We start from the raw sequence: 14,374 nt of genomic DNA, 5'->3' as shown, positions 1-14,374 counted from the left end.
TCAGTCCTCCAGTGCGACGAGGCCGGGGAGCTGCTTGCCCTCGAGGTATTCGAGGGAGGCGCCGCCACCGGTCGAGATGTGGCCGAAAGCGTTCTCGTCGAAGCCCAGGATGCGGACGGCGGCGGCGGAGTCGCCACCGCCGACCACGCTGAAGGCCGGCGAGTCGACGAGCGCCTGGGCGACGGCCCGGGTGCCCTCGGCGTAGTCGGGGTGCTCGAAGACGCCCATCGGACCGTTCCAGAAGACGGTGGCCGCGTCGGCGAGCTTCGATGCGTACAGCTTGCGGGTCTCCGGACCGATGTCCAGACCCTCCTGGTCGGCCGGGATGGCGTCCGCGGCGACGGTGGCGGGGTTCGCCGGGGCCTTGGTCTTCAGGTCCGGGAACTCGGTGGAGACCAGGACGTCGACGGGGAGGACGAACTCCACGCCGCGGTCCTTGGCGCGCTTCAGGTAGTCCTGGACGGCCGGGACCTGGTCCTCCTGGAGGAGGGAGATGCCGACCTCGTGGCCCTGGGCCTTGAGGAAGGTGTAGGCCATGCCGCCGCCGACGAGGATGCGGTCGGCCTTCTCCAGGAGGTGGTCGATCACGCCGAGCTTGTCGGAGACCTTGGCGCCGCCGAGGACGACCACGTACGGCCGCTGGACGTCCTCGGTCAGCTTCTTCAGGACGCCGACCTCGGTGGTGATGAGGTAGCCGGCGGCGTGCGGCAGCTTGCCCGGGAGGTCGTAGACCGAGGCGTGCTTGCGGTGCACGGCGCCGAAGCCGTCGCCGACGTAGAGGTCGGCGAGGGCGGCCAGCTGTCCGGCGAACGCCTCGCGCTCGGCGTCGTCCTTCGAGGTCTCGCCGGCGTTGAAACGCAGGTTCTCGATGACGGCCACCCGGCCGTCGGTCAGGCCCGCGACGGTCGCCCGCGCGGACTCGCCGACGGTGTCGGTGGCGAAGGCCACCTCGGCGCCGAGCAGTTCGCCGAGGCGCGCGGCGGCCGGGGCGAGGGAGAACGCCGGGTCCGGGGCGCCCTTCGGGCGGCCCAGGTGGGAGGCGACCACGACACGGGCGCCGGCGTCGGCGAGCGCCTTGACCGTGGGGACGACGGCGCGGATGCGCCCGTCGTCGGTGATGGCGGTGCCGTCGAGCGGCACGTTGAGATCGGCGCGGACGAACACCCGCTTGCCCTCGACGCCCTCGCCGAGAAGCTCGTCGATCGTCTTCATCTGTTCACTGACTCCTTGGTACGCGGTGGAGCACACGAGACAGGGCCCGCGCGGCGCTCCATCGCGCTGCCCGAGCCCTGCTCACATCGAAAGCCCTGCCCTGCTGAACCCTAGTACGTCAGAGCTGGCCGCCGACGAAGGTGGTGAGGTCGACGAGACGGTTGGAGTAGCCCCACTCGTTGTCGTACCAGCCGAGGATCTTGACGCTGTTGCCGTCCTGGACCATCGTCAGGGAGGAGTCGAAGGTGCACGACGCCGGGTCGCTGACGATGTCCGAGGAGACGATCGGGTCCTCGGTGTAGAAGAGGATGCCCTTGAGCGGGCCGTCCTCGGCCGCCTTCTTGAACGCGGCGTTGACCTCGTCCTTGGTGACCTCGCGGTCGAGGGTCACGACCAGGTCGGTGGCGGAACCGGTCGGGACCGGGACGCGCATGGCGATGCCGTCCAGCTTGCCCTTGAGCTGCGGGAGGACCAGGGCGGTGGCCTTGGCGGCACCGGTCGTGGTCGGGATGATGTTCTCCGCGGCTGCGCGGGCGCGGCGCAGGTCCTTGTGCGGGAAGTCCAGGATCCGCTGGTCGTTGGTGTACGCGTGGACCGTGGTCATGAGACCGCGGACGATGCCGAAGTTCTCGTCGAGGACCTTGGCCATCGGGGCGACGCAGTTGGTGGTGCACGACGCGTTGGAGATGACGTCGTGGTTCGCCGGGTCGTACTGCTCCTGGTTGACGCCCATCACGATGGTGATGTCCTCGTTGGTGGCCGGAGCCGAGATGAGGACCTTCTTGGCGCCACCGGCGAGGTGCTTGGCGGCGTCCTCGCGCTTGGTGAAGATGCCCGTGGACTCGATGACGATGTCGACGCCCAGCTGACCCCACGGGATGTCGGAGGGGTTGCGCTCGGACAGCACCTTGATGGTGTGTCCGTCGACGGTGATGGTGTCGGCGGTGTGGGAGACCTCGGCCTTGAGGCGGCCCAGGATGGTGTCGTACTTCAGCAGGTGTGCCGTGGTCGCGGTGTCGCCCAGGTCGTTGACGGCCACGACCTCGATGTCGGCACCCTGCTCAAGGAGCGCGCGGAAGTAGTTGCGACCGATACGGCCAAAGCCGTTGATGCCTACGCGGATCGTCACGAACCGATCTCCTCGTATCAGAACGCCGGGTGAAATGTCACACCGGCGAGATCTTGATTTTTCTGGGATGTCCCCGACCGATTACGACCCTACCTCCCCAGGGACGCCGGAGTGGCATCAAGCGCAGCCGTTCGAGCCCGGAAAATGACGGGAAAATGGGCGACGGCCCGTACCTGTCAAGGGGTACGGGCCGTCTCGGGACCTTCGGCCCCACTACTCTCCGTCAGCGGCGGATCGCGGTGAGGGCTCGGTCGAGGAGCCGCTGCCGTTCGGCGGCGGATCCGACGTGCTCCAGGCCGAAGCCGAGGAGGACGGTGTCGCGGGTGGTGACGGCGGCGACGGAATGGAACAGGGCCGGTGAGCGGGTCCAGTCGGCGGTGTTGCCGGGACTGCCGGCCGGGGCGCCGGGCACGGTCCAGGCGCCGAACGAGCTCTCGAAGCCCTCGCGCTCGGTGCCGGCGGCGGTGACCAGCCGGACGTCGTCGACGAAGGCGCCGGTCTCGCCGGTGCCCGGGTCGGAGACGTACGAGAGGGAGAGCTCGACCCGCTTCCCCGCGTAGGCGGAGAGGTCGACGGACGCCTGGCGCCAGCCGTTGGAGGGGCCGGTGAAGGCGTTCCACGCGCCGGTGGTGCCGGTGGGCGCGCAGCCGTCCTCGCCGAGGGTGAGGTACCGGCCGAGGGCGGGGTGGAGCTTGAGGTAGTAGCCCTCGCCGCAGTCGGCGGGCGGTTCGGCGGAGGTGCCGCCGTTGCGGTCGGGCAGGGTGGTCCAGTCGTCCTGTCCCGCGGTACGGGCCTCGACGACGAGGTTGTCGTAGCCGGGCTCGGTGTCGTAGCTGACCTGGAAGTCGAGCCGGGGCGCGTCGGCGGCGGCGGTGCCGGTGAGGTCGACGGTCCGGGTGAGCCGGGCCCAGGTGTCGTCGGCGTGCTTCACGGCGGCGAAGGTGCTGCCCTCGGCCGGTTCGAAGGGGGTGCGCAGGCCGGGGTAGTCGCCGGCCGGGGCGCTGGAGGCGAACTGCGGGAAGCGCTCCGGGTCGAGGGTGTCGGAGGTGACGGTGTAGGCGCCGGCGTTGTCGAGCGGGTTGCCGTCGGCGGCGGCGAGGCCGGTGGGCGGTCCCGCGAGGCGGCCGGCGCCGGCGAAGGAGGCCGGGCCGTTCAGTCCGGCCCGGTGGTAGGCGCCGAGCCAGTACTGGGCGAAGTCGTTGGACTCGGCCCGGCCGATCCGGGTGAGCCCACCGGTCTTCTCGCCGGCGTTGAGCAGCTTGCCGCCCTCGTTGAGGTAGGAGCGGACGGCGAGCTGGACGGCGCCGGAGGGGCGCTCGGCGCCGGTGTACCAGACGACGGTACGGAAGTGGGAGAGGGCGCCGAGGGCGTGCGGGACGCCCTGGGTCGCGACGTCCCAGACGGCGGCCCTGCGGCCGGTCGCGGCGAGCGCCGTCACATAGGCGGACGCGTGCCGGGCGGCGCTCGTACCGCCCTCCTCGGCGAGGACGAGGACGTCCCCGCGGGCGCGTTCGGCGACCTTGTACGTGAAGGGGGTGGTGGCGGTGGTCCTGCCGTCGCGGTCGCGGGCGGTGAACCAGACCTCGACGGAGTCGCCGGGCCGGGCGCCCCGCACCTCGCCCCGGTACTGGTCGTAGTACAGGTTGTCCTCGCCGCCGTAGGTCTCGCCGCCGTCCCACGCCTTCACCCCGGCGCGGTGGGTGCGGCCGCCGTCGATCCGGTAGTGGAGGGTCTTGGCGCGCAGCGACTTCCGGGCGGTCACCGCGACCTGCTGCTCCTCGCCGGCGGCGGCGTAGGAGGTGGTGAAGGCGTCGGGGGTGAGGGCCGGGGCCTCGGCGCCGACCGGGGAGACCGGGGCGTCGGGGCGGGCGGCGGACTCGGCGACGGCGAGCGCGAAGGGGATGTTCTTGGCGAACTCGGCCTGGATCAGCTTCTCGTCGTCGGGGAAGGTGAAGACGGAGGCGCAGTCGGCGGCCTCCCAGGCGTCGTCCGGGTCGACCCGGGAGGCGGTGGCGCAGGTGGACATCTCCGGGGTGAACATCTGCATGCCGTTGACGTTGGCGGCGTGTCCGTCGGCCTCGCCGTTGGTGATGTACAGCTCGGAGGAGACCTGCGGCCGGTAGCCGGGGACCGCGGGGTTCTGCGGGGTGCCGGCGAGCGCCTTGAGGGCGGTGTCGTCGGGGGTGTCGGTGGCGACCTGCCAGCCGACGCCGTACAGGATGAGCTGGGCGGCGGAGTGGTAGTTGATGCCGTACGAGAAGCCGATGCGCTTCTGGAAGGCGTCCAGGGCCCGGGTCTCCGGCTCGGACATGGGGCCCTTGCCGCGGAAGGTCTCGTCGGCCGGGTCGGGGGACGAACCCTCGTCGTCGTAGCCCCACTTGTAGGCGAAGTTCCGGTTGAGGTCGACGCCGTCGCCGGTGCCGACCGTGCCGTCGCCGTCGTTGTCGCGGAGGTTCTTGCGCCACTGGCGGTTGTCCGGGTCGGCGTGGGTGAAGTCGTAGCCGTCGGGGTTGGCGGAGAGCACGAACCACAGCTCGGTGGAGTCGACGATCCGGGTGATCCGCTCGTCGGTGCCGTAGTTGTCGAGGTAGTGGTGGAGCAGCCGCCTCGTCATCTCCGGGGTGATCCACTCGCGGGCGTGCTGGTTGGAGACGTACAGCGTGGCCGGCTTGCCGCCGTCCCTGGTCCGCCGGGCGTCCTTGGAGACCTTGACGGCGAGGATGTCCTGGCCCTTGAGGGTCTTGCCGATCGAGACGACCTTGGTGAGGCCGGGGTGGCCGGCGGCGGTGGCGAGGATCTCCTCCCTGAGGCCGCCGGGGCCGCTGTACGGGCGGAAGACGCCGTCGCCCGCGGCGGCCGAGCGCTTCGCGGCGGCCGGGCCGGGGTCGTGCTCGGCGAGCGTGACGCCGCGGCCGCGCAGCGCCCCTGCCTGGGCCTCGGTCAGGTAGACCTCGACGGTGGCGGTGCCGTGCTCGGGCACCCGCTCGGTCAGCTCGTGGCCGTCGGCCCCGGCTTCGAGGAGGAGCGGCACCTGCTCCTGGGTGACCGTGGCCCGCCATACGGAGAGGGCGTCGCCGCCCTCGGGGTCCGCCGGTCGCGCCCCGGCGGATGGTGCCGCCGCGAGACCGGCGATCAGCAGTGAAGCCGCGGCGACGAGCGCCCGCGTCCTTCGTCTCATGAGCCCCCCTTGGTGTGATCCGTCACGGAGAAGAACGGATGCCAGGCTCATGGGCGCCCATGGGACTGTCAAGGGCGCCTCGCGGCGGGGGCGCCCGTGCCACACGGATGGCGACGGGCCGTCAGAAACATTTCACCGCACCGGATTTCACGCTTCCCCCGGTACGGGAACGGCCCCCGCCCCGGAAGGGGGCGGGGGCCGCTCGAAGCAGGCGCAGCCTGGGGCGGGGCCGCTCGGCGGAGCAGGTGCCGGGCGGGCCAGGGCCGCTCGGCGGAGCAGGCGCCGACCGGGCCGGGGCCGCTCGAAGCAGGCTCCGGGCTCAGCCGACCAGGCTCTCGTCCAGCTCCTCCGTCAGGTTCGACTCGGTGCCGGGGATGCCCAGGTCCTGCGCCCGCTTGTCGGCCATCGCGAGCAGCCGGCGGATCCGGCCGGCCACCGCGTCCTTGGTGAGCGGCGGGTCGGCGAGCGCGCCCAGCTCCTCCAGGGACGCCTGCTTGTGCTCCATGCGCAGCCGGCCGGCCGCCGCGAGGTGCTCGGGCACCTCGTCCGCCAGGATCTCCAGGGCGCGCTGCACCCGGGCCCCGGCGGCGACGGCCGCGCGGGCCGAGCGGCGCAGGTTGGCGTCGTCGAAGTTGGCCAGCCGGTTGGCGGTGGCGCGGACCTCGCGGCGCATCCGCCGCTCCTCCCAGGCCAGCACCGACTCGTGCGCGCCGAGCCGGGTCAGCAGGGCGCCGATGGCGTCGCCGTCCCGGACCACGACCCGGTCCACGCCGCGGACCTCGCGGGCCTTGGCTGCGATGGAGAGCCGGCGCGCCGCGCCGACCAGGGCGAGCGCGGCCTCCGGTCCGGGGCAGGTCACCTCCAGCGAGGAGGAGCGGCCGGGCTCGGTCAGCGAGCCGTGGGCGAGGAAGGCACCCCGCCAGGCCGCCTCGGCGTCACAGGTGGCCCCGGAGACCACCTGCGGGGGGAGGCCCCTGATGGGGCGGCCCCGGCCGTCGACCAGTCCCGTCTGGCGGGCCAGCTGGTCGCCGCCCGCCACCACGCGCACCACGAAGCGTGAGCCGCGCCGCAGCCCGCCGGGTGCCATCACGATCAGTTCCGAGCTGTGCCCGAAGATCTCCAGGATGTCCCGCTTCAGCCGCCGGGCCGCCATCGCCGTGTCCAGCTCCGCCTCGATCACGATGCGGCCGCTCACCAGGTGCAGACCGCCCGCGAACCGCAGGATCGACGAGACCTCCGACTTCCTGCAGCAGGTCCGGGTGACGGGAAGCCGGGAGATCTCGTCCTTCACCGCTGCCGTCATCGCCATGGGCCGATCCTTCCATGCATCCGAAAAATACGGTCGTACGCGGCGGCCAACTGCTCCGGGTCGTGCTTCGGAGAGCCGTCGGCACGGGCCACCGGCGCCAGCTCGAGCGCGGCGCCGAGCCGCTTCGCGGCGTCGACGAGGGGTTCCCTTGCTGACACGTCGGGCACGGCGGCCTCGTCGGCCAGCACCACGTCCAGGGCGAGTTTAGGGGCGTGTCGTCCCAAAACCTCCAAATGACGCTGCGGGGAGAAGCCCTCTGTTTCTCCGGGCTGGGGCGCGAGGTTCAGCGAGAGCACCTTGCGGGCCTTCGTCTCGACCAGCGCGTCGAGCAGTTCCGGCACGAGCAGGTGCGGGATCACCGAGGAGAACCAGGACCCCGGACCGAGCACGACCCAGTCCGCGTCGAGGACCGCGGCGACGGCCTCCGGCACGGCCGGCGGGTCGTGCGGCACCAGGTGCACGGACTGCACCTCGCCCGGGGTGAGCGCCACGGTGGCCTGGCCCCGTACGGTGTCCACGTCCTCCGGGCGCGCCGGATCGTGGCCCCTGACCAGGGCCTGGAGCTCCAGCGGCACGGCGGACATGGGCAGCACCCGGCCCTGGGCGCCGAGCAGCCGGCCGACCAGGTCGAGCGCCTGCACGGGGTCGCCGCCCAGCTGCTCCCAGAGGGCGACGATCAGCAGGTTGCCGACGGCGTGGCCGGCCATGTCGCCCTTGGACTGGAAACGGTGCTGGATGACCCGGGCCCAGGTCTGGCCCCAGTCGTCGTCCCCGCAGAGCGCGGCGAGCGCCTTGCGGAGGTCTCCGGGGGGCAGCACGCCCAGCTCCTCCCGGAGCCGGCCGCTGGAACCCCCGTCGTCGGCGACGGTGACGACGGCCGTCAGGTCGCCGGTGATCCGCCGCAGCGCGGCGAGGGAGGCGGAGAGGCCCATGCCTCCGCCGAGGGCGACGACCTTCGGCTGGGCGCCGCGCCTGCGGAGCGTCCGCTTCACCGTGAGGGTGGAGGAGGAGCGCCGGCGGTATGGCTTCACTCGCGCCCCATGTCGCGGTGCACGACCACGGTCTCGACGCCCTCGGCGGCGATGCGGGCGGCGAGCTTCTCGGCGGTGGCCACGGAGCGGTGCTTGCCGCCGGTGCAGCCGACGGCGATGGTCACGTACCGCTTGCCCTCGCGGCGGTAGCCGGCGGCGATCAGCTGGAGCAGCTCGGTGTAGCGGTCCAGGAACTCCTTGGCGCCGGGCTGGTTGTAGACGTAGTTCGCCACCTCCTCGTTGAGGCCGGTGTACGGGCGCAGCTCGGGGACCCAGTGCGGGTTGGGCAGGAAGCGCATGTCGACGACGAGGTCGGCGTCGACCGGCAGGCCGTACTTGAAGCCGAAGGACATGACGGTGGCCCGCAGCTCGGGCTCCTCGTCGCCGGCGAACTGGGCGTCCATCTTGGCACGCAGTTCGTGGACGTTGAGGCTGGAGGTGTCGATGACCAGGTCGGCGTCGCCGCGCAGCTCGCGCAGCAGGTCGCGCTCGGCGGCGATGCCGTCGACGATGCGGCCGTCGCCCTGGAGGGGGTGGGGGCGGCGGACCGACTCGAAGCGGCGGACCAGGGCCTCGTCGGAGGACTCCAGGAAGACGATCCGGCGGGTGACCTGCTTGGCGTCGAGGTCGGCGAGGGACTCCCGCAGGGCGTCGAAGAACTGCCGGCCGCGGACGTCGACGACGACCGCGATCCGGGCCACGTTGCCCTGGGAGCGGGCGCCGAGCTCCACCATGGTGGGGATCAGCGCGGGCGGCAGGTTGTCGACGACGAACCAGCCCAGGTCCTCCAGACACTTCGCCGCGGTGGAACGGCCGGCTCCGGACATGCCGGAGATGATCACCAGCTCGGGGATGGCCGCCTCGGCGCCGTTGTCGCCCGCGGTCTCCTTCGTGCCCGTACTCACGTGTCCTGCTCCGTCTTCTCGGTGGTGCCCGTCGTGCTGTCGGTGCCCGTCGTGCTCGGTCATGCGGTGGTGCCCCCGTCGTCTTCCATGATCTCTCCTGTGGCCGTGTTCACGGCGGGTGCGGCGGGGGCCGCCTGGGCCAGGGCCACGGCGACCGCCTCCGCGGTCTTCCGGCCGAAGCCGGGGACCTCACAGATCTGCTCGATTGTCGCCTGCTTCAGCCGCTTCACCGAGCCGAAATGCTTGATCAGGGCCTGTTTGCGCGTGTCGCCGAGGCCGGGGACCGCGTCGAGGGGGCTGCTCCGGAGCCGTTTGGTCCGCTTGGAGCGCTGGTAGCGGATGGCGAAATCGTGAGCCGTGTCACGGACCCGCTGGAGGAGGTACAGGCCCTCGCTGGAGCGGGGCAGCACGACCGGGTCGTCCTCGCCGGGCAGCCAGACCTCCTCCAGGCGCTTGGCGAGCCCGCAGACGGCGACGTCGTCGATGCCGAGCTCGTCCAGGGCGCGGCGGGCGGCGGCGACCTGCGGCTGTCCGCCGTCGACGACGACGAGCTGCGGCGGGTAGGCGAAGCGCTTGGGCCGCCCGTCGTCGCCCGCCTCGTCCACGGCGACCTCGCCGTCCTCGCCCCACTCCCCCGTCTTCTCCTTCTCGGCGAGGTAGCGCCGGAAGCGGCGGCCGATCACCTCGTGCATGGAGCGGACGTCGTCCTGGCCCTCGAAGGTCTTGATCTGGAAGCGGCGGTACTCGCTCTTGCGGGGCAGCCCGTCCTCGAAGACGACCATGGAGGCGACGACGTCCTCGCCCTGGAGGTGGGAGATGTCGAAGCACTCGATGCGCAGCGGCGCCGACTCCAGGTCCAGGGCCTCGGCGATCTCCTCCAGGGCCCGGGAGCGGGTGGTGAGGTCGCTGGCGCGCTTGGTCTTGTGCAGGACCAGGGCCTGCTGGGCGTTGCGCGCGACGGTCGCCATCAGGTCCTTCTTGTCGCCGCGCTGCGGGATGCGCAGGGAGACGTTCGAGCCGCGGCGGCCGCTGAGCCACTCGGTGACGGCCCCGGTGTCGTCGGGCAGGGCCGGGACCAGGACCTCCTTGGGGACGGCGTCGCCGCTCTCCTCGCCGTACAGCTGCTGGAGGGCGTGCTCGACGAGTCCGGCGGTGTCGACGGCCTCGACCTTGTCGGTGACCCAGCCGCGCTGTCCTCGGACGCGCCCGCCGCGCACGTGGAAGATCTGGACGGCGGCCTCCAGCTCGTCCTCGGCGAGGGCGATGAGGTCGGCGTCGGTGGCGTCGGCGAGGACGACGGCGCTCTTCTCCATGGCCCGGCGCAGGGCCTCTATGTCGTCGCGGAGCCGGGCGGCCTTCTCGTACTCCATGTCCTCGGCCGCGAGCATCATCTGCTTCTCCAGCCGGCGGATGTACGTGCCGGTACGGCCGGTCATGAAGTCGCTGAACTCCTCGGCCAGTTCGCGGTGCTCCTCCGGGGTGACCCGGCCGACGCAGGGCGCCGAGCACTTCCCGATGTAGCCGAGCAGACAGGGCCGGCCGGCGGAGGCGGCGTTCCGGAACACCCCCGCGGAGCAGGTCCGCACCGGGAAGACCCGCAGCATCAGGTCGACGGTCTCGCGGATCGCCCACGCGTGCGCGTACGGCCCGAAGTAGCGCACGCCCTTCTTCTTGTGGCCGCGCAGGACCTGGACGCGCGGGAACTCCTCGTTCATCGTCACCGCGAGGTACGGGTAGCTCTTGTCGTCCCGGTACTTCACGTTGAACCGGGGGTCGTACTCCTTGATCCAGGAGTACTCCAGCTGGAGCGCCTCGACCTCCGTCGAGACGACCGTCCACTCGACGGAGGAGGCCGTGGTGACCATGGTGGCGGTCCGCGGGTGCAGGCTCGCGAGCGGCTGGAAGTAGTTCGCCAGCCGCTGCTTGAGCGACTTCGCCTTCCCGACGTAGATCACCCGCCGGTGCTCGTCCCGGAACTTGTAGACGCCCGGCGAGTCGGGGATCTGCCCCGGCGCGGGGCGGTAGCTGGTGGGGTCGGCCATGCGCCCACCCTACTGGCGCGGACCGACACCGAGAGCGCGCGAAGCGGCCGTCCTGGGGCGGGAGACGGGGTGGGTGAGGGGGTGGGGTGAGGGGGTGGGGTGAGGGGGGATGCGGGGGTGGGTGTGGGGTGCGTGTGAGGGGTGTCGCGAGGCCGGTCCGGGTGGGTGCCCGCCGGTCCGGGCCGCCTCGTGGGCGGCCCGGTCCGTGTGCCGGCGCGTGGCCTCGTGGGCCTGGCGGCGGGCGGGGGCGGCGGTGTGCCGGGCGGTTCTCCGACCGGTCCGGGTCCGGGTCGGGGTCCGGGGGTCAGGGCCGCCGGGTGGGGTGCGCGGCCGTGCGGCGGCGGCGGAGGGCGGCCGCGCCGGTCAGCGCGAGGGCCGTCACGGCGCCGAGGGCGGCGACGGTGGAGGCGGCGGTGGCCGCGGCGGGCTGGTGGTGGGGGGCCGCGGCGGCCAGGGACGCGGGTTGCTCCGCGGCCCGGGGGGCCGCCGCCTCGGGGGCGTAGCCGCCGGCCGCGCCCTTGCGGGCGTACCCGGAGCCGGGGAGTTTGTCGGCGTACGCGCGCGTGACGCGGTCGCGGTAGGCGGCGAGGGTGGTTCCGTTCCTGCCGACGGCCTTCACCGCGTCCTCGTCCAGGGGCAGCACCTTCGCCCCCTTCTGGACGTACCAGGCGTCGATCTGCGGTTCGCGGAAGACGAGGCCGCCGGGGAGTTTCCCGGCCCCTTCGCGCGCGTACCGGAGCTCGTCGTCGCCGGTGGCTATGTTCACCACCTGCCAGCCGCCGGAGCGCTTCACCGTCCACAGCGACGCCCGCTGCCCGTCGGCGGCGACGGCGAGGCTGGCCCGGTACTCCTCGCGGGCCACGGGCGCGCCCGCCTTCCCCGCGACGAAGTCCGCGGAGAGGATCCGCACCGGCACGGACGCGCCGGATATCCGGGGCTCCGCGGCGGTCCGGGCGAGCGCCCCGTCGCGGGCGAAGAAGCGGCCGAGGGTGGCCAGGGTCTCCGGCGCGGCGGCCGCCTGCTCGGCGGTCGGCGCGCTCGGCAGCGGCTGGCCGGCGGACGCGGCGGCCGGGGCCGCGGCGCCGAGGGCGAGGAGCGCGGCGGCGGCTCCGGTCACGAGTCTCGTGGTGGTCATGGTCACGCCCCGATCCGGTAGAGCGAGTGGGTCCAGGAGAAGGATCCGTTGTCGACGTACCACGCGTGGGAGGCCCAGTTGTAGCGGTTGCTGCTCGGCCAGGGGTCGCCCCAGTAGACCCAGCTGTTCGCGTCGTCGTAGCCGTACAGCACGTGCATGTGGCCGCCGCCGCTCGACCACTGGATGCGGGTCTCGATCGGGCGGTCGGCGTTGATCTCGGTCTGGACGGTGGAGTAGCGCAGCCAGCCGTCGACGTACGAGCCGGGGCTGATGCCCGCCCAGGAGAGGCCGGTCTGGACGTTGCCGAGGGTGGCCTGCCAGTTCGGGCAGTCGTAGCCCTGCTGCCGCTGGAAGGCGGCGTTGCAGAACTGGTTCTGGCTGTAGCCGCGGCCGTACCAGGTGGCGATGGTGTTGCCGCCGGCCGCCCAGCACCAGTTGGTCTTCTGCTGGGCCTGCATGGTGATGTTCAGGCGCTTGGAGGCGAGGGCGGCGGCGGGCGCCGAGGCCGGGTCGGTGACGGGTGCGGGCGTCGGCGCGGCGGACGCCGAGGCCGCGGTGGGGACGAGGAGGAGTGCGGCGGCGGCGAAGGCCACGAGGCCGCTCTTCCTGTTCTTCAGTCGTCTGCGCATGGGGTTCCTCCCAGTGCGGGGGGTGGGGATGAGTGGGGGTGGAGGTGGCGTCCGGACACCGCTTGGAGCATCGGTCGTTGTCGGGAGCGGGTCAACACGCTTCAATGCGGGGTGACATCGGGCTGTGAACGGTGTGGCGCGGGTGTGAACGCGCGCCCGCTGCCCACCAGCCCGCCCGCCGTCCGGGCCCCGGCGGTCCCCGCCCCGGGCGTGAACGTTCACCGAGGAGCCCGTGTGAGCCACACCGAGGCCGATCTGGTGCAGTTGCTGCACACCGGCCCCTTCCACCTGGCGCTGCGCACCGCGCTGGCCGTGCGCGGGCTGCCGCTCCAGCGGGTCCAGCACCATCTCGCCCACCGGGGCGTGAAGCTGGGGGTGACCTCGCTGAGCTACTGGCAGCAGGGCGCCCGCAGGCCGCAGCGGCCGGAGTCGCTGAAGGCCGTCCGGGCGCTGGAGGAGGTGCTCCAGCTGCCGGGGAACTCGCTGCTGCGGCTGCTGACGGAGGACGCGGTGGCCCGGGAGGGGGTGGAGCGGCCGGCGGCCCGCTCGTACCGCTCGCTGGTCGAGGCGTCGGGCGCGGTGGAGGAGCTGTTCGGCGAGTTGGAGTCACCGGTGGACGGCGGGCTGCACACGGTGGGCCATCACGAGCGGGTACGGATCGGGCCGGGCCGGGAGCTGGTGGGGCGCGAGTCCCAGCACGTGGTGCGCGCGCACCGGGACGGCGTCGACCGCTACCTCGCCATCCACCACGGCGACCCGGGCTGCGACCCCGCGCGCGTGCGCGTGCGGGCGGTCGAGAACTGCCGTACGGGGCGGGTGCGGTGGCACGCGCGGACGGGGGTGGTGGTCGCCGAGCTGCTCTTCGACGCGCGGCTGCGGGCCGGCGACACCCACCTGTTCTCGTACGGCTTCGAGGACGGCACCGCCGGGCCGTGCGGCGAGTACCTGCGCGGCTTCACCTTCGCGGGCGGCCAGTACGTCCTCCAGGTCGCCTTCGACGAGGCGGCGCTGCCGGTACGGTGCCGCCGCTTCGCCCAGGCGTCGGCGGGCGCACCGCGCGGCGGCCGCACCGACCTGACCCTCAGCGGCCGCCACCGCGCGGTGCACCTGGTGGAGCAGGGGGTACGCCCCGGGATCCTGGGGATCGACTGGGACTGGGAGTGACGGTCCGGTCCCGCGTCAGGCGGAGGGCGCGGCCTTCGGTCCGGCGATCAGCTTGCCGTCCTCGACGCGGACCTCGACGGCGGGCAGCGGGACGGTGGCGGGGCCCTTGAGGGCCTTGCCGGTGGTGACGTCGAAGCGGCTGCCGTGGCAGGGGCAGTTGCCCTCGTTGTCCTCGATCTTGTCGAGGACGCAGCCGGCGTGGGTGCACTGGGCGCTGAACGCCTTGTACTCGCCCTTGGCCGGGCAGCTCACCAGGACCTTCTGCTCGCGGTAGAGCTTGGCGCCGCCGACCGGGACCTCGTCCGGCGAGCCGAGGGCGACCGGCGCGGTCGGCGTCGGGACCCCGGCGTGGCCGACCTTGGACTCGGTGGAGCAGGCGGCGACTCCCAGCCCGGCGGCACCGGCGAGAGCGGCACCCTTCAGGACGGTGCGGCGGGTGGACTGGCCGGACATGAGCGCTCCACATGGGACGGCGAAGGGTGGTCCCCCCGACGATACCCGCGCCCTTTCAGCCGGTTTCGACCCGGGACCCGGATAGGCCCCAGGGCCACCCACGAACCCGCCACCACCGGCCCCGCACCCCAGCCCTCAGGGCCGTACGGGGCTCCCCGGACGACGCCCTCGGAGCCGTACACCCGCT

General features: G+C 72.8%; 11 protein-coding genes. 1 reads left to right on the top strand and 10 read right to left on the bottom strand.

Going from position 1 to position 14,374, the window contains the following annotated elements; translation table 11 throughout:
* The 9 genes from ACFXMG_RS09960 to ACFXMG_RS09920 all read right to left on the bottom strand — a co-directional run bounded on the left by ACFXMG_RS09960 (nucleotide 1) and on the right by ACFXMG_RS09920 (nucleotide 12,570).
* A complete protein-coding gene (locus tag ACFXMG_RS09960; protein ID WP_383827367.1) occupies nucleotides 1–1,212 on the bottom strand; it encodes a phosphoglycerate kinase in 1,212 nt (403 codons plus the stop codon).
* Nucleotides 1,213–1,330: 118 nt separating this feature from the next.
* On the bottom strand, nucleotides 1,331–2,341 hold the full coding sequence (gap, locus tag ACFXMG_RS09955) for a type I glyceraldehyde-3-phosphate dehydrogenase (RefSeq protein ID WP_383827365.1): 1,011 nt from the start codon (nucleotides 2,339–2,341) through the stop codon (nucleotides 1,331–1,333).
* A 223-nt stretch (nucleotides 2,342–2,564) separates the two neighbouring features.
* Nucleotides 2,565–5,519, bottom strand: coding sequence for a M14 family zinc carboxypeptidase (locus ACFXMG_RS09950; RefSeq protein WP_383827363.1), 2,955 nt, complete (start codon nucleotides 5,517–5,519; stop codon nucleotides 2,565–2,567).
* A 319-nt stretch (nucleotides 5,520–5,838) separates the two neighbouring features.
* The gene (gene whiA, locus ACFXMG_RS09945; RefSeq protein WP_031002759.1) at nucleotides 5,839–6,828 is read right to left on the bottom strand and encodes a DNA-binding protein WhiA; all 990 of its coding nucleotides are present in this window, start codon (nucleotides 6,826–6,828) and stop codon (nucleotides 5,839–5,841) included.
* The gene (gene yvcK / locus ACFXMG_RS09940) at nucleotides 6,819–7,859 is read right to left on the bottom strand and encodes a uridine diphosphate-N-acetylglucosamine-binding protein YvcK (RefSeq protein ID WP_383827361.1); all 1,041 of its coding nucleotides are present in this window, start codon (nucleotides 7,857–7,859) and stop codon (nucleotides 6,819–6,821) included. The genes whiA and yvcK overlap by 10 nt, the downstream gene beginning before the upstream one ends.
* Nucleotides 7,856–8,827, bottom strand: a complete 972-nt coding sequence (gene rapZ, locus ACFXMG_RS09935; protein WP_383827359.1) for an RNase adapter RapZ — start codon at nucleotides 8,825–8,827, stop codon at nucleotides 7,856–7,858. The genes yvcK and rapZ overlap by 4 nt, the downstream gene beginning before the upstream one ends.
* Nucleotides 8,824–10,806, bottom strand: coding sequence for an excinuclease ABC subunit UvrC (gene uvrC, locus ACFXMG_RS09930; protein WP_383827357.1), 1,983 nt, complete (start codon nucleotides 10,804–10,806; stop codon nucleotides 8,824–8,826). Before uvrC ends, rapZ begins: the two co-directional genes overlap by 4 nt.
* A 304-nt stretch (nucleotides 10,807–11,110) precedes the next feature.
* Nucleotides 11,111–11,941 (bottom strand): hypothetical protein, encoded by an 831-nt coding sequence (locus ACFXMG_RS09925; protein ID WP_383827355.1) that lies wholly within the window; start codon nucleotides 11,939–11,941, stop codon nucleotides 11,111–11,113.
* A gap of 2 nt (nucleotides 11,942–11,943) precedes the next feature.
* Nucleotides 11,944–12,570 carry a papain-like cysteine protease family protein gene (locus ACFXMG_RS09920; protein WP_383827353.1) on the bottom strand — a complete coding sequence of 209 codons (627 nt, stop codon included), beginning with the start codon at nucleotides 12,568–12,570 and terminating at the stop codon, nucleotides 11,944–11,946.
* Between the two features lie 234 nt (nucleotides 12,571–12,804).
* Here ACFXMG_RS09920 and ACFXMG_RS09915 point away from each other — a divergent pair, with 234 nt between their 5' ends.
* On the top strand, nucleotides 12,805–13,734 hold the full coding sequence (locus ACFXMG_RS09915; RefSeq protein WP_383827351.1) for a hypothetical protein: 930 nt from the start codon (nucleotides 12,805–12,807) through the stop codon (nucleotides 13,732–13,734).
* A gap of 15 nt (nucleotides 13,735–13,749) precedes the next feature.
* Here ACFXMG_RS09915 and ACFXMG_RS09910 read toward each other — a convergent pair whose 3' ends face one another.
* Nucleotides 13,750–14,187 carry a Rieske (2Fe-2S) protein gene (locus ACFXMG_RS09910; protein ID WP_383827348.1) on the bottom strand — a complete coding sequence of 146 codons (438 nt, stop codon included), beginning with the start codon at nucleotides 14,185–14,187 and terminating at the stop codon, nucleotides 13,750–13,752.
* Nucleotides 14,188–14,374: the final 187 nt, after the last annotated feature.

Origin of the sequence: Streptomyces sp. NPDC059201, assembly GCF_042754585.1 — a bacterium.
In the GTDB taxonomy this organism is placed as follows: domain Bacteria; phylum Actinomycetota; class Actinomycetes; order Streptomycetales; family Streptomycetaceae; genus Streptomyces.
The sequence above is the reverse complement of the archived record's forward strand: the minus strand, read 5'-3'. Positions and strand labels throughout refer to the sequence as shown.

What these genes read in the sequence shown, in the direction of transcription:
- ACFXMG_RS09910 (WP_383827348.1), bottom strand. Translation starts at nt 14,187, where the DNA reads ATGTCCGGCCAGTCCACCCGCCGCACCGTCCTGAAGGGTGCCGCTCTC.
- ACFXMG_RS09920 (WP_383827353.1), bottom strand. Translation starts at nt 12,570, where the DNA reads ATGCGCAGACGACTGAAGAACAGGAAGAGCGGCCTCGTGGCCTTCGCC.
- rapZ (WP_383827359.1), bottom strand. Translation starts at nt 8,827, where the DNA reads ATGACCGAGCACGACGGGCACCGACAGCACGACGGGCACCACCGAGAA.
- ACFXMG_RS09950 (WP_383827363.1), bottom strand. Translation starts at nt 5,519, where the DNA reads ATGAGACGAAGGACGCGGGCGCTCGTCGCCGCGGCTTCACTGCTGATC.
- ACFXMG_RS09925 (WP_383827355.1), bottom strand. Translation starts at nt 11,941, where the DNA reads ATGACCACCACGAGACTCGTGACCGGAGCCGCCGCCGCGCTCCTCGCC.
- whiA (WP_031002759.1), bottom strand. Translation starts at nt 6,828, where the DNA reads ATGGCGATGACGGCAGCGGTGAAGGACGAGATCTCCCGGCTTCCCGTC.
- uvrC (WP_383827357.1), bottom strand. Translation starts at nt 10,806, where the DNA reads ATGGCCGACCCCACCAGCTACCGCCCCGCGCCGGGGCAGATCCCCGAC.
- ACFXMG_RS09960 (WP_383827367.1), bottom strand. Translation starts at nt 1,212, where the DNA reads ATGAAGACGATCGACGAGCTTCTCGGCGAGGGCGTCGAGGGCAAGCGG.